Origin of the sequence: Aquamicrobium terrae, assembly GCF_040545735.1 — a bacterium.
Classification (GTDB): domain Bacteria; phylum Pseudomonadota; class Alphaproteobacteria; order Rhizobiales; family Rhizobiaceae; genus Mesorhizobium; species Mesorhizobium terrae_A.
In genome coordinates, this window is record NZ_JBEPML010000003.1 from 188,898 (window position 1) to 207,609 (window position 18,712).

The window sequence follows — 18,712 nt, forward strand, 5'->3', positions numbered from 1 at the left end:
CATCTCAGGTCAGCCATGCCGAACACGCCCATCGGCATGCCGGGGCAAGATGGCCTCTATTCAGCAAGCACCGCTGCATATTCTCTACCAGAACTGACCCAAGCGACCACAGCCAGGCCAAGGACCATGAGCGAGAGAGTTGCGCCCGCCCAGTTCGGAGACGCCAGGCCGAATCCAGCGGCGATCGTCGCACCGCCGGCCCATGCGCCGATTGCATTTCCGAGATTGAACATGCCGATGTTCACCGAGGCGGCCATCGTAGGGGCTCCTGCTCGGCTGGCGCGGTCCATCACCAGTTTCTGAATCGGAGAGACCGTCGCAAATCCGAAGGCTGCCATGAAGAACACTGCAGCCGAGGCCACAGCGCCGTTGCTTACGCCGATCCAGAAGACGACAGCACCGCAGCCTGCGCCGCAAGCGTCACAAACGGAGTTCCGAGGGACGACCGATCCGCGAAGCGGCCGCCTCCCCAGTTGCCGACAGTCAGCCTTGGCCTAAACAAATCCGCCAGCCAGGCTACGCCTGCGCCAGAGAGCCCTGCTTCATCGACCATCATCATAGTAGGTAGTGGAGGTGAAGAAGCCGCCGGCACGATCGCCGATCAGAGATTCGTTGACTGGTGTCCGGCGAAGTCGCCGTTTGCCTTGGTCAGCGGATCCCGCGCAGGTTCTGCTGCCATCAGCTTGAGCGGGCAGTTCGGTACCGTCGCAGCAGTTCGCGACCTTTGTGGAATCTCGTTACTGACGCCGGCGCGATGCCGATTGAAACAGGAGCTGCATAAGCGAAATGACGGCCATTCACACACTACGGGGTTAAGGCGCGACCGCTCTTCTGATACAACACCGTTCCGGTTTGTCATCCACGGGAGCCATGACACGACGTGACCGTGACTGCGGTCAAGCAATAGGAGAGGGACATATGAGCGACACCGAATCGACAGGGATTCCTGATCCCGAAGGACCAACGGATGTTATCGAGACCGATTATGAGATTGGCCAGGATAATGTCACAAGGGCGATGGGCGCGCTGTCATTCGACGTCCACAATCCTGTTTTTGCGATCTCGGGACTTGTGATCGTTGCCTTCGTCATCGTGACGCTGGCGTTACAGAATGAAGCATCCGTCTTCTTCACAGCTTTACGTGACTGGCTTACCGCTAACCTCGACTGGTTTTTCCTGATCGCCGGCAACATCTTCGTTCTGGTGTGCCTTGCGGTGATTATACTGCCGTGGGGATCGATCCGCATTGGTGGCCGCGATGCCGTGGCCGACTTCAGCTATGCCGCATGGTTCGCCATGCTTTTTGCCGCCGGCATGGGCATCGGCCTCATGTTCTATGGCGTGGCCGAGCCGATTGGCCATTATGATGCCGCGTTTGGCGGGATCGTGGAGCAAAACGGAGCGCGCACTGACTGGGCGCCTCTCAGTGGCGCTCAAGGCGCTCCTGAAGAAGCCCGACGGCTGGCGATGGCTGCGACCATCTTCCACTGGGGTCTGCACCCATGGGCGATCTACGGCGTCGTCGCTCTCGGGCTTGCGCTCTTTACCTACAACAAGGGGCTGCCGCTGACCATGCGGTCGATCTTTTATCCGGTCTTCGGGGAGCGGATCTGGGGTTGGCCGGGACATGTGATCGACATCCTCGCAGTCTTCGCAACATTGTTCGGACTTGCCACCTCGCTCGGGCTTGGCGCTCAGCAGGCAAATGCCGGATTGAGCTTCCTGTTCGACCTTCCGGACACTGACACGTCGAAGGTGCTGTTGATCATCGGCATTACCGCGATCGCAACTGTCTCGGTCGTGGCGGGGCTCGACGCCGGTGTGCGCCGGCTTTCGGAAATCAACATGGTTCTGGCGGCGCTGCTGCTGCTGTTCGTCGTCATTACAGGCCCAACGCTGGCGATCATCACCGGTTTTTTCCTGAACCTGAGCGCCTATGTCGAGCATCTGCCGGCGCTGTCGAACCCGTTCGGTCGTGAGGACGACAATTTCCGGCAGGGCTGGACCGCCTTTTATTGGGCGTGGTGGATTTCCTGGTCACCCTTTGTCGGCATGTTCATCGCCCGCGTCAGTCGCGGCCGAACCGTTCGTGAGTTCATGATTGCAGTGTTGCTGGTTCCCTCACTCGTGTCGGTGCTCTGGATGACCAGCTTCGGAGGGACTGCAATCAGCCTGATAAACGCGGGTTTCAGCGACATTACCGATGCAGCGCTCGAACTCCAGCTCTTCGCCATGCTTTCACATTTGCCGCTCACTGCGATCACCTCGTTCGTGGGCATTGTCCTTGTGATCGTTTTCTTCTGCACTTCGTCTGACTCCGGCTCGCTTGTAATCGACACGATTACCGCCGGCGGCAAGGTTGATGCGCCGGTAGCCCAGCGGATCTTCTGGGCTATTTTCGAGGGACTCGTCGCAATTGCATTGTTGCTCGGCGGGGGCCTGGCCGCGCTGCAAGCTGCTGCGGTTTCGACCGGCTTGCCCTTCACGATCGTTCTGCTTTTAGGCTGCTATGCCCTAATACGCGGTCTGATGGCCGAACCGCGCGGCATGGCTCCAACCGCCAGTTGACCATCTGACGGGAGGAGCATGCTCCTCCCGTCAAGCCCCGCGGTGTACAAAGCAATTCTGCTTCAGGATTGCAGTCGGATTTCTTACATCGTCAAATTATTTATTCTTGCGCTTGGCCACCTGCGGGTTTTCCCGCTTACCGGTCTGGAGCACGCCGCTATGATCTGCTTCTCCCCCGCCGTTTCCACAGGGTAGTGCGCGATATGCCCAATTGCTTCGCTGCCTCACCAACACGGCCCTTTGAAGCAATCAAGGCACGCTCAATCCGATCAGCTTCCGCGCGATCCCTCGCATCGCCAAGCGTCCCGTCTTCAAGCGTCTCCAGCCGCATCTCGGGGAAAATATCATCAGCCTCAAGGATATCGCTTTTCGCAAACACGCTCGCTCTCTGCAGCCGGTTACGTAGCTCCCGGATGTTGCCAGGCCAGTCGTGACGCAACAACGCCTGCAAGGAATCGCCCGACAGTTTCAGCGCGGGTCGGTTTCCGGTGGAACTCTCCTTTAGAAATCGCCGGGATAAAGGCTCGATTTCCTCCCTACGCTGGCGAAGCGGAGGCAACACGATCTCGATCACGGAGAGCCGAAAGTAGAGATCGTCGCGGAACCTTTTTTCCGCGCGCAACTGGCCAAGATCGGCATTGGTGGCGGCGACGATCCTTCCGCCGAACGTCCTGTCGTTGCGCGATCCGACCGGCCGATAGCTTCCATTCTCAAGCACGCGGAGGAGCGTCGTCTGGAGGCGGGTGTCGAGTTCGCCGATCTCATCGAGAAAAAGCGTCCCGTCCGCCGCTTCTTCGAAAAAGCCGACATGCGCCTGAGCTGCGCCGGTAAACGCGCCCCGCTCATGGCCGAAGAACTGGCTTTCCAGAAGCTCGTGCGGGATTGCGCCGCAATTGACCGCGACGAAGGGTGAACCGGCGCGTGGCGAGCTTGCGTGCAGATAACGCGCCGCGACCTCCTTGCCGACGCCCGTCTCACCTGTCAGCAGAACCGGGAGTTCGGTGGCTGCTGCGCGGCGCAACTGTTCGGCGATCGCCTCCATCGCCGGTGAAAGCGCGAATTCCGGCATCGCCGCGCTGGCGGAAGAAGCGCTGCGGCGCGAAAGGCTCTGCCGGATGCGCCCGACAAGCTCGTCGACATCGTAGGGCTTGGTCAGATAATCCTCGGCGCCGGCCTTCACCAGCCGCACCGCCTGATCAATTTCGCCAAAAGCGGTGGCGAACAGGATCGGCGTGTCTCCGAGCCAGGGTTGTGCTTTCCGGAACACGTCCTCGCCGGAACCGTCCGGCAGCACGATGTCGGACAGCATATAGTCCGGCTGACTGCGCTTCAGGGCTGCGATTGCTTCCGCGCAGGTTTGGGCCCAGACCGGAGCAAGGCCTTCGAGTTTCAGCCGCTGCACGATCGCGCCGCCAAGGATCGTATCGTCCTCGACCACAAGGACTTGAGGTCTGGAAGTCATGTCGTCGCGCTCCTGTTTTGCAGGGGAATATGGAGCGTAATGCTCGTGCCGCTACCGGGAGCAGATTCAATCGCGACGCGCCCCTGAAGCCGTTCCACGAGGCGAATGACAACAGCGACGCCGAGGCCTGGCCCCTCGGTGGCGAGGTTCCCGCGCTCAATCGCATGCGCAAGCCGGCGGTCCAGCCCGCTGCCTTCATCCTCGACCGTTACGATAAGTTCGCGGCTCCGTACGCGGGCGGTCAGCTTCACATTGCCACCCTTCGATGAGGCGCGCACAGCGTTTAGCAGCAGGTTGAGAAGAATCTGCCGCACGTCGAGCGCGGCGACGGCGATGGTTTCCGGCACGTCGACATTCAGCGCGACACTCACGCCGCGGGAGCGGCCGTCCGCGTCTACCAGCAGGCGCAAATCCTCAAAATCTTGCCGGGAGAGCGGTCGCCATTCGGGGCGCGCGCGATAATTCTCCAGCGTCGCATCAACGACGTGCTCGAGCGCGGCGACGCCGCGCTCCAGGAACTCGACGGCCTCGCCGCGAGGCTTTTCCCGGTCGCCGAAGCGCCTCAGTGTGCTGATGGCCGTGCGCATACCGCCGAGGGGGTTTCTGATCTCATGCGCGATCGTCGCGGTCAGTCGGCCGAGATCAGCCTCACGTTGCTGCCCGGCAAGATGCGCTATCAGACCCTCGCGCTCGTTCGCGGCGTTGGCCATGGCGTTGAAGGCGAGAATCATACGCTCGGCCTGAACGTCGTCGGCAGGCATCTCGTGCGGTTCGATCGGCTTGAGCATGCCGAGCGCTGCGTCGTAAAGGTGATGCGCGACGACCGCCATCGGCCGCTGCATGCCTCGAACCATGAAAAAGCCGATGACCGCGCATGCGCCGCTGAAGAGCAGATCAGACAGAAGCAGAAACCACCGGATCGCCCATCGTTCCGCGTCGAAGGTGGCGATGTCGATATTGGCTGCAACCGTGCCGAGCTGGTTGCCATTGTCCGCTACAAGTGGTCGCCATATCCAGATTGCTCCATTGTCCGACTTGATGAAACCCGAGGCTCCTGCGCTCAGTTCCGCCGGCAGGGGCGGGCCAGGCTCAACTTCCGGACGCAACGCCTCGATAATCGATCCGTTGCGCGTATCTATGAATGTCAGCCTCCGGTCTACCACCCCTTCGTGGAATTCGAGCGCTTGCCGGAGTGTCGCGCGGATCCCGTCCGCATCCTTGCCGATGACGTGAGGCAGGAGGGCCGCCGAAAGACCGTCAAGATAGACGTGCCCCATCGTCTCCAGTTGCCGGTCTGCCTGCCGGCTCATGAAGAAGATGGCGGTCTGCGTCGATGCGACGGCGGCTACAAAGATCATGATGGCTGCGATAAGCGGTAACCGGACAGTGACCGGCACGGTAAATGCTCTGGCGCGCAAGCTGTTTTTCTCCCGGCGATTGCTTTCGTCCGAGAGTCGCAGCCTCGTCATCCCGACTCAACCGAAAACAACGATCGGCGTATCGTCATCATCTCCGGCTTGCACCTGTGCGATGCGGTGACGCGAGAGACGGGATGCCGGGTCGATCTTTCTGTCGGCAAGACCATGGTCGAACCAGGCGCCACGGGGCAGCACGAGAACGGAGCCCTTATCGAGGCGCTGGCGCAGGAATGGCGTCGGCTCCGCCTCTTCCACAATCACGCTGAATGGTATGCCGGCCTCCCTCGCAGCGTCCTCGAAGAGCTGAACGGTCCCGGCCATCCTGCGCCGCGCCTTCGCAACCAGCGTATCGCGCAATTGCGCCGCGTAGTAGTTGCCGCCTATAGGCACCGGTCCGACATTCCGCAGTGTCTTTGCATCGATGATGGCAAGCCCGATCAGCTCCGCCCCATGTTTTTTGGCAAGCGCAACGGCATGCTTGACCGCTGCTTCTATTCCGGGGCCGCTGGCGAGCCCCAGCACCACGCGCTCTATCGTCGGGTTCATGGTTTTCCTCCCCGGAAAATTGGTCTGTGGGCTGTCGAAGTCGCCACGGCGCAGCTCTCCCGCCAGTTGGTCTTCGCGCGTGCCTCCCCACAGAGACACACCCGCCACATAGCCGGCGCGGGCAAGCAGATGCCCGGCGATCGGCGTGGTCAGCAGCAGGAAGGCGATGGCGATGGCGACCTTGATCCACATGCCGGGCGACGGATAGGCGAAGGCGACGCCGATCAGCAGCAGCCCGCAGCCGGCCACGCCCGCATTTGTCGCCGCATGCATGCGCATGAAGAAATCGGGCAAGCGAAGCACGCCGACCGCCGCAAAGAGGCACAGCGCCGCGCCGGCTATGAGGAAAAAGGCGGAAAGGAAGGCCGTCATTGCTCCTCCTCCTCGTTAATCGAGCCGCGTTCGATAAAGGCAGCAAAAGCCGTAGCCGTGAGGAAGCTGACCAACGCAACGCCGAGCGCGATATCGATGAAAGCAGTAGCCCCGGAAGCGATCACCGCCATGCCGGCTCCAGCCACGCCCAGCGTTCCCAGCATGTCGAGCGCCACCACCCGATCCGGCGCCGTTGGCCCGCGTACGATGCGGATGCCGGCGCAGATCATCGCGGCGAGAAGCAACACCGCCGCGATGGCCGCCCCGGCTGTCTGGACAATCGCGACCGTCATGGAAGCACCTCCTTCACGCAGCGCTCGAAGCCGTCCTTGATCCCGGCGACGCTCTCGTCGGAGACGTTCATCACATGACAGTAGAGCGTCTTGCGGTCTTCGCTGACATGCAGGCTGGTGGTGCCCGGCGTCAGCGTGATCATGTTGGCGAGCAGGGTGATTCCGGCGTCGCTTTTTACGTCGAGCGGAACGGCGACGATGGCCGAGCGGATCGGTCGGCGCGGGTTGAGAACGGTGAAGACAACGTCTTTCACCGAAAGCGCGAGTTCTTTGAAGAACAGGCCGGTCAGGTGCAGCCAGGCAAGCAGCGCGTTCATGGATTTGCCTCCGCAGCGAGATGAGATGGGCCAATAACGGCATCGATGTAGGCGGATTTGTCGAGGAGCTGAGCTCCGGCACGCATCGAGAAGTCGACGAACGGCTCCGCAAAGAGCCCGATGGCGAGCGTGATGGCGGCGAGCGACACAATCGGCGTCAGCATGAGAAGCTTGGTCTTGCGATCTGCCTGCCAATCGCAAACAGACTCTGTTCCGCCAGCGGGGGCGGCCTTCCAGAACGCCTCGTTCCAGATCTTCAGCATCGAATAGAGCGTCAGCAATCCGACCAGCAGACCTGAAGCGGCAAGGACGATGTGGCCGGCGTCGAGGCTCGCCTTGATGACGGTGAACTTCGACCAGAAGCCGGAAAGCGGCGGCAGACCTGCGAGCGACAGTGCCGGGATCAGGAACAGCACGCCCAGCATCGGCAGGCTGGCATACAGACCGCCGAGCTTCTTGAGATCGAACGACCCTCCGGCGCGGTCGATCACGCCTGCGATCAGGAAGAGGTTCGCCTTTACGATGATGTGGTGGATCACGTAGAGGATCGAGCCGCCGACGGCGAGCGGGGTGGCGACCGCGATGCCGAACAGCATGTAGCCGATCTGGCTGATGATGTGGAACGACAGGATGCGGCGGATATCGAAATGGGCGGCCGCCCCCAGCACGCCAGTGACCATCGTGAAGATGGCGATCGCCGCCACGATCGGCCCGGTATAACCTGCATCGCCGTCGAACAGCAGCGTGAAGGTGCGGATGATGGCATAGACACCGACCTTGGTCAGCAGCGCCGCGAAGATGGCGACAATGGGAGCAGATGCCGTGTGGTAGGCGGCAGGCAGCCAGTAGAACAGCGGGAACACCGCCGCCTTTGAGCCAAAAGCCATCAAGAACATGACCGCAAGCGTCGTTACCAGCCCCTGGTTCTCCAGTGTCGGCAAAACGCGGGCGAGATCGGCCATGTTCAGTGTACCGGTGATGCCATAAAGGAAGCCGACGGTGATCAAAAAGAACGTCGTCGCGATCAGGTTCAGCGTGACGTATTTGACGCCGGCATCGAGCTGGGCGCGTGTGCCGCCGAGCGCCAGCAGGCCGAAAGACGAGATCAGCATGATCTCGAACCATACATAGAGATTGAAGATATCACCGGTCAGGAACGCGCCAGTGACACCGAGCAGAAGCCCCTGATAGAGCAGGTGATAGAAGGCGTTTTCCTTCGGCTCGATATTGCCGTTGAGACCGTAGATGCCTATGGCGACAGCCATGATGCCGGTGATGAGCACCATCGCGGCGGCGAACATGTCGGCGACAAAAACGATGCCGAACGGGGCGTCCCAGTCGCCGAAACTGGTTGCAAGCACCGTGCCGTCATAAACTGCGGCGGTAAGCGCCAGTGCAGAGCCAAGAAGCCCGAAACTCGCAATCAGACTGATGAAGCGCTGCACTGCCTTGTTGGACCAGAACAGCGCGCAAAATGCGACGCCAAGAATTGGAAAGAGTATCGGGAGGGTCAGCAAAATGTGCGGACTCATCATGCAGGTTCCTCCGCCCTGCGGCTTTTCATTGGCCCGGCCGTGGTCTGAAGCTCCGGCTCGGCTTCCCGCATGGCGTCCGCATCAAGCGTAGCCAGCCGGCGATGCGCGCTCTGGAACAGGACGACGGTGAAGGCGACCAGCGCGAACGAGATCACGATGGCCGTCAGGATCAGCGCCTGCGGCAGCGGATTGGCCCCGCCCATCAACACTGTCTCACCCTCGGGCACTAGCGGTGGAACCCGGCTGTCCAGCCGACCGGCGATGAAGATCGACAGGTTCGCGGCATTGCCCAGCACAAGAAGGCCAAGGACGATGCGCAGCACATTGCGCGACATCAGCAGATAGGCTGCAACGGCGACCATCACGCCGAAAACGATGGCGAAAACCGGCTCCATCTCAGTGTTCCTCCAGATAGTAGGACAGGAAGGTCAGCACGGAGCCGATCACGACCAGATAGACGCCGAGGTCGAACACGAGCGTCGTGCCGACCGGCAATGAGGGAAATGGCCATTGATGGGTCAGGAACGGCTCAGCAAGCAGCAGCGACGGCAGACCGGAGAGAACCGCCAGCAGAATGCCCGCGCCGATCAGTGTCTTCGGCCAGACCCGCAGCATGGAAACCAGCGACGTGCGTCCCCGGGGAATGGCGTGAACGGCGATGCCGGCGGCGGCGATCAGGCCGCCGATGAACCCGCCACCCGGTTCGTTGTGACCACGCAGGAGCACGTAGATCGAGAAGATCAACGCGGCGGGCAGGATCAGCCTGCTAGTCGTTTGAAGGATGATGGAGTTCATTTGCGTTTCTCCCCGGTGGCGCGGCGCAGTCCGGCCAGAACGGCGGCTGCCGCCACGGCCGCAAGGCCGAGCACGGTGATTTCACCCATGGTGTCGAGCGCCCTGAAGTCGACCAGAATGACATTGACGAGATTGCGGCCATGCGCTTCCGATACGCTGGCAACGCGGAACCAGTCCGAGAGCCGGGCATCGAAAGGCTGAGCCAGAACCGCCAGCAGGACCAGAGACGCGGTCACTCCGACGAATGCGGCGATGTAGGCATCCAGGCGGCGCTCCGTCGCAGAGCGGCTGTCACGCTCACGAAACGGCATGTAACCGACGATTGCGAGCATGATGACGATCGCCAGCGCCTCGACCGAGAACTGGGTGAAGGCGAGGTCGGGCGCGCCCTGGAACAGGAATAGTAGGGCCACGACGAAACCAACCACACCGGCAGCAACGATGCCGGTGACGAAATTGCGCGAGCGAGCAACCGCAATGCTTGAGACGACCAGCAACGCCGCAATGGCGAGATCCGGCATCAGGCTGCCCGCAAAGGATGGCAGTTCCAGCCCGCCACGCAGGATCAGCGTGACCAGCGCGGCCAGCGACATGATCAGCAACGTCCGGGCGACATAGGCCCGCAAACTGCCCGGCTGGATCAGCCTTGTCTGCCACAGTGCTAACCGCTGCAGACCGTCCATGACGTGATCGTAGAAGCGATCAGGCCCCCAAAGGTCGATCTGCCGGATATTCGCCAGAGTGGAGCGCAAGCCATCCCAGCGCAGATAGGCAAAGACGCCGAGCGCCAGCGTCAGCACGCTCAGGCCAAGCATCGGCGTAAAACCGTGCCAGAGCGATAGTGAGTATTCGAGCGGTTCGCCGGCGATGGCACTTGCAGCCGGTGTGATCAAGCTGTCGCCGACCAGCCATGGCGCGATACCGAATAGAAGCCCGAGTGCCGCCAGCACTATCGGCCCCGCCAGCATGGCGAAGCCGGGATCGTGCGGTGTCTTGGGCGTCGCCGTCAGATCGCCTGAGAAGCAGCGCACGGCGACGACGCCCGCCACCACGACCATCGCGGCGTTGGCGACAAAAGCTGCCGCTACCAGCGCCCATCCGGCTGATGCCGCCAGCCCGGTCTCATAGACGAGTTCCTTGGCCGCGAAGCCGATGAAAGGCGGCAGCCCCGCCATCGACAGCCCGCCCAGAAGCGCGACCGCCGCCGTGACCGGCATGAAATGGCGCATGCCGCCGAGCGCGGACGAATCCCGCATGCCGGTCTCGTGGTCGATGATGCCCGCAACGAGGAACAGGCATGCCTTGTAGAGCGCATGCACGATCAGGAAGGTCACGACGGCGACCGCCGCCAGCGCTCCCGGAATCCCGATCAGCATGGTCAGCGTGCCGAGCGAGACGATGGTGGAATAGGCGAGCACGCGCTTCAAATCTGTCTCGCGCATGGCGAGAACCGAGCCTGCCAGCATGGTCACGGCTCCGAACCCGGTCAGCAATGCGATCCACAGGGCATGATCCGAGAAAACCGGATCGAAGCGGGAGAGCAAATAAATCCCAAGCTTTACCATCGTCGCCGAATGCAGATAAGCGGAGACCGGTGTCGGCGCGACCATCGCATTTGCGAGCCACGAATGAAGTGGGGCCTGCGCGGACTTAGCGAACGCACCGGTGGCGAGCAGCACAATGATCGTCGGCGCCAGCGGATGCGCCGCGATCATCTCGCCCCGGTCGAGAATTTCCGTGATGGAAAAAGTCCCCGCCACCGAACCGAGCAGGATTATACCGGCGAGCATCGCAAGCCCGCCCCCTACCGTGACGAGAAAGCCCTGCTGGGCCGAGCGTCGCGAGGCGGCCTCTTCCGGCGAATAACCGATCAACAGGAATGAGGTGAAACTCGTCAGTTCCCAGAACACGGCCAGAAGCATGAGGTCGTCGGCCAGCACCGCGCCGAGCATCGAAGCCATGAACAACGTCAGCGCCACATAGAATCGCGGCAGGCGATTTTCCCCACGCAGATAGGCGGACGCATAGAGGAAGACGGCGCTGCCGATACCGCTGATCAACAGTGCGAAGGTGAGCGACAGGCCGTCCAGCCGGAACGCGGCTTCGATGCCGAGGCTCGGTATCCAGCGATGCGCCTCCAGAACGATCTCACCCGCCGCGATCTGCGGCAGGAGTGCACAAAAAACGACGAAGAGCAGAAACGGGAGCGCCGCCACGAGGGGCGAAGAACGCCCGCCCATCAGACCTACAAGCGGAGCGGCGACGAAGGCGAAGACTATAATTGCGAAAATTAGCATCATGGAGGCATCCGTTGTCGGAAGCCTCATAGAAAGTTTCGTGCCAGTTTCGCGATGGCTTGATGAAATTCGTTAAGATGCGGTTTTTATATCATTATTCTCACAGGCACGTGGCGTCTGGCTAAGCACCATGTTCAGGAAAGTGAACATCGCTAACGAGAAATGTTGCCTGAAGTTAACATCCTGTCACGAAGGCGCCGCCTGAACTCAAGGCAGCCGGACTGACATAGACGGCATCGGCCATTGCCGCCCCAGCCTCCCAGCCAGAAAGCTCTGCTCGAAAGTACGATTGATACACAGGGCACAAATCGGGCCGAGCGGCGCAGCTATGGCGAGGCCGAGCAGCAGGCTCTTACCGGAAAGCAACCTCCATCAGATCGCCCTTTCCTGCAAAACGACGGGCCCTGGCACAACCGACAACAGACCGATGATCGTTTCGGGTCAGGCAAAAACTTGCCTGCAGGAATCGCATGCGAGAAAGTGGCCGCCGCTACAGCGGCCATACCAAAAGGTCGTTCGCGAAAACAACCGTCTACAAAACCCCTTTGTTTGCGCCTTCGCGTAACTGGATGACTTCATTCAACCTCAACGCGGACCGAAACTCCAAAAAGCGCGAATTTATCCTCTCCCTGTGTTCTTGCCATGAATTGAATGGCACGGGTCTTGACGAAGCCGCCGCATGCGATGCTGAAGCGTGTTCTCGTTCCGCCGTCGAGAAACACGCCTGTCTGCGTGTTCGGCAGACGAAGCGCGGACGTGTTCCAGTCGGGAGCTCCGCCGCAATCGCCGTATCCGGCATGGATCAGAGCAGTCTCGCCCTGCTTTATCGTCAGTTCGGTGCGTCCGCTGGATGGCAGGTATATACCTTGCAGCCAGGCGGCAAACACAAAGCCAGCAAAGAACGCGGCTCCGGTGGCCGTCAGCCAGAGCAACCCTTGCCGGAAACGATCCCCAACATCGGTCGCCGCCGATCCGTTCTCCGTTGCCGAAACGCCAGTGGTCCCGGTTCCTCGTGCGGCCGCATAGAGTTCATTCCAGTGCCGCAGTAGGTCGCGATCCTTGTCCACGGCAAGCATCCTCGTCAGAAGAGCGAAGTTGCGTTTCTGCGGCAGGTGCTTCCCTTCGCGCCAGTTGTGAACGCTCTTTAGCGAAGCCTCATAGTCATGCGCGCCGCCCCTTTCGGAGAGTTTTCCCAATTCCGAAGCAAGAGTTCCATTGTTGCGATAGCCGCGCTCATTGCAGAGTCGATCAAAGAGAAGATGCCAGTCTTCGATGCTCAGCAAGTTTTTGTTCGCCATGTCGAATTTCGTTTAAGATATTGATTTCTCGTACGAAAGAATAGCCGTTTTTCGGCTTTTCCATCTCTTCCGATTTCAAAGGCTGACAAAACCGTCAGCAAAAGTAAACTCGTCGCAGGGTTTGAGGCCGGACAATGAGGGGCTGGCGCGCCGTGCGGCGACAACATCAATCCAGGATGATCGAATTCTACCGGTCGCTTGCGGCGGCACTGGTTCTTGCGGCGGGCGCAGTTCCGTCAGGGGCGGCACACGCTGTCGAGCGCGATGTCTCGCATGACGTTCGCGAGTGCCAGGAAGACCCGCGCTTCGGTGAAACTGGCGGTGCCATGATCGGCGATTGCCTGCTGGAGATCAGCGAGCAAGTCGATGCGGAGATCAAGCGCATCATCGCGCGGTCCGCCAAAGCCTATTGCCGTAAGGAGGACCGCTCGCTTCTGGTCCGTACGCAAAGCAACTGGCAAACCTACAGGCAAGGCTTCTGCGAACTGGTCGAACGCTCTCCCGGTAACACCCCGGCCTATGTCAATTCCGCCGCCTGCATGCTGAGCGCTGGCCGCAAGCGGCTGGCGGACCTCGCCTATATCGTGGACTACGGCCAGGCCAACTGCCCGTACCAGAAACTGCTTCTGAAAGACAGCCGTTTCGGAAATCCCGCAGGCGTCTCGGTCGAGATGTCGTCCATGCCGCTGACCTGGAAAGCGCGTGCGCAAGACGACAAGCTGACGCTGGAGTTCAGCCGCAATGAGCGGTCGGACGACAGCCTGATCGGCAACGTCGAGCTGACAGGTTGTATCTTCTGCCCGGACGGAAAAGAGGATTGCGACGACGGCGTGTTCTTTACGGAGACATACGGCGTCAACTCGGCAAACCATTCGATGTTCTATGTGTGCCACATGGCCGATGGCGCGCGTCGCCTTGAGCAGTTCCACCTCTCCGGGACGCTTGGCCCCTTTAAGGAGCGGGAAGTTACAGAGGAACACGGCTTCGCATGGTCAGTGGATTTGCGTGAACTGAAGGTCGTGCCGACGAACTCGCCGCGGACACTTATCCGGCCCGACCGTGCGGGAGACGCGCAATGAGCAAAATTGTGCCGGTCCTCGCCGCGACAGCACTCCTTTTCTTTCCGCTCCATGCAAATGCGCAGCCTGTATCAAGCACGTCCTGGCAGGTGGATTCGCTCTATCGCGACGATGGCCGACTGGATTTTCTGAACGCTTATCGCGGGGCGCGGGAAACGTCTCGCGGACCTGATGCGGGAATAGAGATGGGGTTTCTGATTTCATGTGAGGGGACATCCTCGGGGATTTTTCTCTCGGCGGGAACGCCGTTGGCTCACGGCCAGTCCAGGGTCGCGTTTCGCTTCGATGACGAAGCTGCCGAAACCGCATCCTGGGCCGTCGATCCGCGAGATGGCGTGAGCGTCATGCTGCGGGATGCTGGCGCGGTACGCTCCTTCGTGGAGCGGGTTTTGGTCGCCGATGAAATGGTCGTGCAGTTTGAGGATGCCGACTGGATGGAGGCGGCTTTCGACCTGCGAATGGACGAGGAGCAGAGACGAGAAATCTCTTCCGCATGTTCATCGGACGAGGCGGCGCAGGAGGGGACGCAATGAAACGGTCCATAACCATCGCCGCTATGCTTCTCTTCGCGGCGCCCGCAATGGCGCAGGACAACGCAGAAGTTCTTTCCCGCACACTCAACATCGCGATTGCCGACAATGACCTCAAGGCTATCGAGACGATGCGCAGCGATGGCGTTCGTATTCCCGATCTCGGCGAGAACGGCGAAATGCTGCTGGGGCTCGCCGCGGTTAACGGCACGGCAGAAATGATCAAGGTCCTGCACGCGATAGGTGCGGATATCAACCGACCTGATTATCGGGGCTACACGCCGGCGATGCTAGCATTGGAAGCCGCGCGGATCGACAATGCGAACACACTGAAGGAACTGGGCGCGGACCTGTCCGCCGTCTCGAATGACGGATACAGCGCGGCTGTTCTGGCAGAGATTGTCGGTGCGCAGGGTTTCGATGGAGGCGCGCGGGACTCGGCGGCGTTCGCGATGACTACGGAGGAAGCGACGCAGATCCTGCTTCTGGCGTCGGAGTTCGGCAATCGAGAGAATGTAGAGCTGGCGCTTGGTCAGGGCGCGGATGTCCATGCCAAAGCGGCGAACGGCTGGACGCCCGTCATGCTGGCCGCGCTCGGCGGTCATGCCGAGATCGTAGAGTTGCTGGCGCGCGCCATGTCGGATCGGACCACCGGCATCGAGGTGCCGGGCGATGATGGCAAGCCGTTCGACGTGGTGCAGGCCGCGCTCGCAGGCGAAGGTCAGGGAGAGCGCGAGAAGGTTTCCGCCACGCTCGACGTTTTGCGCAAGGACATCTTCGGCGGCCGGTTCGATGCCGGGAGGGTTTCAGCCTACCGCAAGGCAGCCCGGAACATCGGCTACGACGCAGCCTTCATCGATCGGTATTTTCCGGGCGTCGATGAGCCGGAGTTCCTGCCGCCGCTTGAATACGCACTGCCTGTCGGCCGCCCCGCCGACAAGGAGGGCTGGATGGCGGTGCAGCGCATCCTGAAAGATGAAGGGCTCTACAGCGCCGGCATCGACGGCAAGCCGGGCCAGGGCACCATGTCGGCGCTTTTGGCCTACCTCGCTCCCCTGGAAGCGTTGATGGCCGAGCGCAGCGAGCAGGCAGCTTATCGTGCCGACACACAGGGACGCGAAGGCCGCGGCCTGAGATATGGAGAAGGCAGCTTCGACCTGGGCGAGTTCGATGGCTTTTCCCGTGCCGGCTATACCCGCAACAAAATACTCTACAATCCGGACCACGCGACGTTCATGTACAACTATGCCCTTGCCGACACGGGCGAGAACATCAAAACGTCGCCCAGTCTGGTGCAGTCCGCGCAGGGCCGATTGCAACGCTCCTTCACCCTGCCTCTGCTCGATAAGATGGTCCGCGTCACGAGGGCATCCAACAAGACCAGGATCGTTATCACGGATGAGCTGGTGGAGGGAAAGGTGCTTCACCAGCTGGAAATCGACCAGAAGAACGAGCCCCTCCGGCCGAAGGCAGTGATCGAATGATGACGTGGCTTGCAACCAGCATGAGGGGTTTGCGGTGCGGCTTCGTGCGGGAAGTAACCTATGCGCAGATGCTGCATCGCGGCGTGCTTGCCGCGACAATCGCGCTGACCGCGCTCGTTTCGTCTTTGATATTCCCTTCGTCAGCACAAGACGCACGCTCCCTGCTGGAAGGGATGAGCTCGGAGGACCGCGCGGCGTGGGAGGAGCAGCAGGAATGGCTGGCTCAGCAGCGTGAGGAGCATTTGCAGCAGTTGGAGACTTCGCGCAGGTCGTTATCAAACACCGTCAATGAACTGCGCGATGCGCGCGGAGAAGCTCCATTGGCAATCGACGACGGCGTTTCAGCACAGGAACAGCCAGCCACTCCTGCCGGCGTAAAGACCTCGATCGCTGCCCATGACCAGGATCTGATCCGCGAGATACAGACCGGATTACGCGATGCCGGCTGCTATGCCGACGATATCAACGGTCTATGGGGCGACCTCAGCATTGCTGCCGCGAAGCGATTTGCAGAGCATGGCGATGTCGTGCTTCCCGACGAGCCATCAAAGATCATGCTGGTGGTCGTCGATGCCTTGCGTCCACGCGGCAGAATCTGCCCGCTCGTTTGCTCTGTGACCCAGGAAGTGCGCGATGGGCAATGCGTGAAGAAGACCTGCCCGGCGGGAGAGCAATTGCTGCGGGACGGACGATGCGTCAGCGCGGGAGCACAGGTCATTAAGGCTATGCCGGAACGCCTGCGTGAGCTTGAACTGAACCGTGAAATCCAGACCCTGCTGTGGGATGCCGGTTGCTACACCTATGCAGTCGACGGCGATTGGGGACCGCGCAGCAAAAGGGCGGCAAAACTCTTTGCCGAGCATGCTAGGGTCACGCTGCCCGACGAACCTTCGCAGGACATGCTGGCGATCCTGAACGCGAACAAGCCGCAAGGCAGGGTCTGCCCCGCGCCACAACCCGTGCAGAAAACCGTGCCTGTTCGTCACGGCTCATCCTGCACGATGGGCACATCACGGCTTCCAGAGCGCGACTGCCACTTCTGGCATTCGATGATGCAGGAGGACCGACACAAGGGAATTCGGGGCGGTCCGGCCGAGACGCGTTACAATTGTCAGTGCCGATGAACTGGTTGGCGAGAACCAGGGGAGAACTCCAGCGATGAATTTCTCAAAGCTGAAAGCGCCGCAAACGCAGACATCATTGAAAGAGGGGCAGACGATGGTTGGAGGAAGCCAGACTGACAGAGCCTCACGCCGCGTTGCTATTGCAGCGACCACATGTGCGGCAGTGCTGTTGACGTTGTTGGGTGCCGTTCATGCCAGTTACTTCAACCCGACAGACATCAGCGACTGCAACATTTGGTCTGGGCGCTATGACTTCACGAACAAGAAGCAGAGTGCCTTCGACAGAGCAAGCCAGTGTAGCCGCAACCGAAGCGACAACGAGATTATCCAAGAGGTATTGGCGGGTGGCGGAACCCGAACCAGCTGTTGGGGCTATCAATCACGTAGGTGTGCCCCTCTCTACGAGCAGGTTTGTCAGATAGAGGCACAAGCAAAGATTGTGCAGCAGAGTTGCAGGGCAAAGCTGCAAATCTACAAGCAGCAAGAGGCGCGGAAACGGGCCGAGGAAGAAGCCGTGCGCCGGGCGGCCGAGCAGGCGCAGCGGGAGGCAAACAGGTTCAACATGCAATCCGGCCGTCTGGCGGCAACCGGCGACGTGCGTGACGAGATCAAGTCGCAGGGCAACATGATCGGCTATATCAGGAGTGGCGGTAAGCTGCTTGCGAACCGCGTTGGCATCTCCACCGACAAGATGGGCGGCGCATATCACCTGTCGGAAGCGGTCTCCGATGTCGCTCTCCGCTACCTGCAGGGGACAGGTGAAAACTCGCTGCGTGCGCTCGAAGACGCGATGAAGCAGGCTGCCTTCAGAGAGAACTATGCGCAGGGGCTGGCCCTGAACGATCAGATACTTCAGATGCGGGACAGCGCCGCCCAGGCGGCATACCCGATCGACTCCGAACACGGGCAGGCGCAATCCTCTGGCCCGTACTCGCGCGACAACCCGATGCCGACGCAGGCCGAGTCCGACCGGATGCGCGAGGAAATCATGGAAAGGACCGTGGAGACGGCCCTTCTGGAAGGCGATCTTCCTTTCGGTAACGAGAGCGCGGTGGTGGGCGAGAACGCGCAGCACCTGACGGAGATCGCCCGTGCCCGCGCGGAAGGCAGGCTGGATACACCGCTTCACCAGATCGATGTGAGCGACGCGGCTGCCAGTATCCAGAGTGGCGACCACTCCAACATCGCGCTTGATGAAAACCGTATGCCTCGGCAGGGTTCAAGCGCCCTGCGCGAGCAGCGCACCGCCGCGCTCGGCCAAATCCGCACCAGCATCAGAGAGCGAAGGCAACGGGAAGAGGCAGAGCGTAAGAGGGCACAGACGCCGCGCGTAACGTCAAGACGGCCGGTGCAGAATAAGCCGCGGCTGCAGGGCACAAGGCGGCCAGCAGGCAGTTGCGTAACACTTACCAGAACAAGAGATCGCTTCGGGCAGGAACATACGTCCGTGAAGAACAACTGTCAGTATGTGATTAATTGGTCCTGCGATGGCGGGAGAACATTTCTCAGAGCTGGACCGACTGCACATGCTTGGGGATGCGACTGGCCACATCCTAAGATTATCACTCGTCGTGAGTAAGGCAGATATCGGATA

17 protein-coding genes and 1 pseudogene are annotated in these 18,712 nt (G+C 60.9%); 6 read left to right on the forward strand and 12 right to left on the reverse strand.

All coding sequences use genetic code 11. The annotated features are described in order from the left end of the window. Nucleotides 1-56: 56 nt before the first annotated feature. Nucleotides 57-257 (reverse strand): hypothetical protein, encoded by a 201-nt coding sequence (locus ABID37_RS06145; protein ID WP_354193291.1) that lies wholly within the window; start codon nt 255-257, stop codon nt 57-59. 661 nt (nt 258-918) lie between these two features. Here ABID37_RS06145 and ABID37_RS06150 point away from each other — a divergent pair. Then, nucleotides 919-2,568 carry a BCCT family transporter gene (locus ABID37_RS06150; RefSeq protein WP_354193293.1) on the forward strand — a complete coding sequence of 550 codons (1,650 nt, stop codon included), beginning with the start codon at nt 919-921 and terminating at the stop codon, nt 2,566-2,568. Nucleotides 2,569-2,725: 157 nt separating this feature from the next. Here ABID37_RS06150 and ABID37_RS06155 read toward each other — a convergent pair whose 3' ends face one another. The 11 genes and pseudogenes from ABID37_RS06155 to ABID37_RS06205 form a co-directional block, all read right to left on the reverse strand. Further along, nucleotides 2,726-4,006 carry a sigma-54-dependent transcriptional regulator gene (locus ABID37_RS06155; RefSeq protein ID WP_354193295.1) on the reverse strand — a complete coding sequence of 427 codons (1,281 nt, stop codon included), beginning with the start codon at nt 4,004-4,006 and terminating at the stop codon, nt 2,726-2,728. Nucleotides 4,007-4,026: 20 nt separating this feature from the next. Continuing rightward, a complete protein-coding gene (locus tag ABID37_RS06160; RefSeq protein WP_354193296.1) occupies nt 4,027-5,448 on the reverse strand; it encodes a sensor histidine kinase in 1,422 nt (473 codons plus the stop codon). Between the two features lie 57 nt (nt 5,449-5,505). Beyond that, nucleotides 5,506-6,366 carry a monovalent cation/H(+) antiporter subunit G gene (mnhG, locus tag ABID37_RS06165; protein ID WP_354193297.1) on the reverse strand — a complete coding sequence of 287 codons (861 nt, stop codon included), beginning with the start codon at nt 6,364-6,366 and terminating at the stop codon, nt 5,506-5,508. Beyond that, on the reverse strand, nt 6,363-6,659 hold the full coding sequence (locus tag ABID37_RS06170) for an MrpF/PhaF family protein (RefSeq protein WP_354193299.1): 297 nt from the start codon (nt 6,657-6,659) through the stop codon (nt 6,363-6,365). The genes mnhG and ABID37_RS06170 overlap by 4 nt, the downstream gene beginning before the upstream one ends. Next, nucleotides 6,656-6,976, reverse strand: a complete 321-nt coding sequence (locus ABID37_RS06175) for a Na+/H+ antiporter subunit E (protein ID WP_354193300.1) — start codon at nt 6,974-6,976, stop codon at nt 6,656-6,658. Before ABID37_RS06175 ends, ABID37_RS06170 begins: the two co-directional genes overlap by 4 nt. Next, nucleotides 6,973-8,511: a proton-conducting transporter transmembrane domain-containing protein gene (locus tag ABID37_RS06180; RefSeq protein ID WP_354193301.1), complete on the reverse strand. Its 1,539-nt coding sequence runs from the start codon at nt 8,509-8,511 to the stop codon at nt 6,973-6,975. The genes ABID37_RS06175 and ABID37_RS06180 overlap by 4 nt, the downstream gene beginning before the upstream one ends. Then, nucleotides 8,508-8,906, reverse strand: a complete 399-nt coding sequence (locus ABID37_RS06185; protein WP_354193302.1) for an NADH-quinone oxidoreductase subunit K — start codon at nt 8,904-8,906, stop codon at nt 8,508-8,510. The genes ABID37_RS06180 and ABID37_RS06185 overlap by 4 nt, the downstream gene beginning before the upstream one ends. A gap of 1 nt (nt 8,907) precedes the next feature. Further along, nucleotides 8,908-9,306, reverse strand: coding sequence for an MnhB domain-containing protein (locus tag ABID37_RS06190; RefSeq protein ID WP_354193303.1), 399 nt, complete (start codon nt 9,304-9,306; stop codon nt 8,908-8,910). Further along, nucleotides 9,303-11,606: a hydrogen gas-evolving membrane-bound hydrogenase subunit E gene (mbhE, locus tag ABID37_RS06195; protein ID WP_354193305.1), complete on the reverse strand. Its 2,304-nt coding sequence runs from the start codon at nt 11,604-11,606 to the stop codon at nt 9,303-9,305. Before mbhE ends, ABID37_RS06190 begins: the two co-directional genes overlap by 4 nt. 205 nt (nt 11,607-11,811) lie before the next feature. After that, a pseudogene (locus ABID37_RS06200) lies at nt 11,812-11,969 on the reverse strand (LysE family translocator); the annotation flags it as partial. Between the two features lie 209 nt (nt 11,970-12,178). After that, on the reverse strand, nt 12,179-12,901 hold the full coding sequence (locus tag ABID37_RS06205) for a hypothetical protein (protein ID WP_354193306.1): 723 nt from the start codon (nt 12,899-12,901) through the stop codon (nt 12,179-12,181). 176 nt (nt 12,902-13,077) lie between these two features. On the opposite strand from ABID37_RS06205, the gene ABID37_RS06210 reads away from it, so the two are divergent. The 5 genes from ABID37_RS06210 to ABID37_RS06230 are packed head-to-tail and all read left to right on the forward strand — an operon-like array spanning nt 13,078 to nt 18,697. After that, nucleotides 13,078-13,980 carry a lysozyme inhibitor LprI family protein gene (locus ABID37_RS06210; RefSeq protein ID WP_354193307.1) on the forward strand — a complete coding sequence of 301 codons (903 nt, stop codon included), beginning with the start codon at nt 13,078-13,080 and terminating at the stop codon, nt 13,978-13,980. Next, nucleotides 13,977-14,513, forward strand: a complete 537-nt coding sequence (locus ABID37_RS06215; RefSeq protein ID WP_354193309.1) for a hypothetical protein — start codon at nt 13,977-13,979, stop codon at nt 14,511-14,513. Before ABID37_RS06210 ends, ABID37_RS06215 begins: the two co-directional genes overlap by 4 nt. Then, nucleotides 14,510-15,994, forward strand: coding sequence for an ankyrin repeat domain-containing protein (locus ABID37_RS06220; RefSeq protein ID WP_354193310.1), 1,485 nt, complete (start codon nt 14,510-14,512; stop codon nt 15,992-15,994). The genes ABID37_RS06215 and ABID37_RS06220 overlap by 4 nt, the downstream gene beginning before the upstream one ends. After that, nucleotides 15,991-17,118, forward strand: coding sequence for a peptidoglycan-binding domain-containing protein (locus tag ABID37_RS06225; protein ID WP_354193311.1), 1,128 nt, complete (start codon nt 15,991-15,993; stop codon nt 17,116-17,118). Before ABID37_RS06220 ends, ABID37_RS06225 begins: the two co-directional genes overlap by 4 nt. A gap of 34 nt (nt 17,119-17,152) precedes the next feature. Beyond that, a complete protein-coding gene (locus ABID37_RS06230) occupies nt 17,153-18,697 on the forward strand; it encodes a hypothetical protein (RefSeq protein WP_354193312.1) in 1,545 nt (514 codons plus the stop codon). The last annotated feature ends 15 nt before the right edge of the window (nt 18,698-18,712 follow it).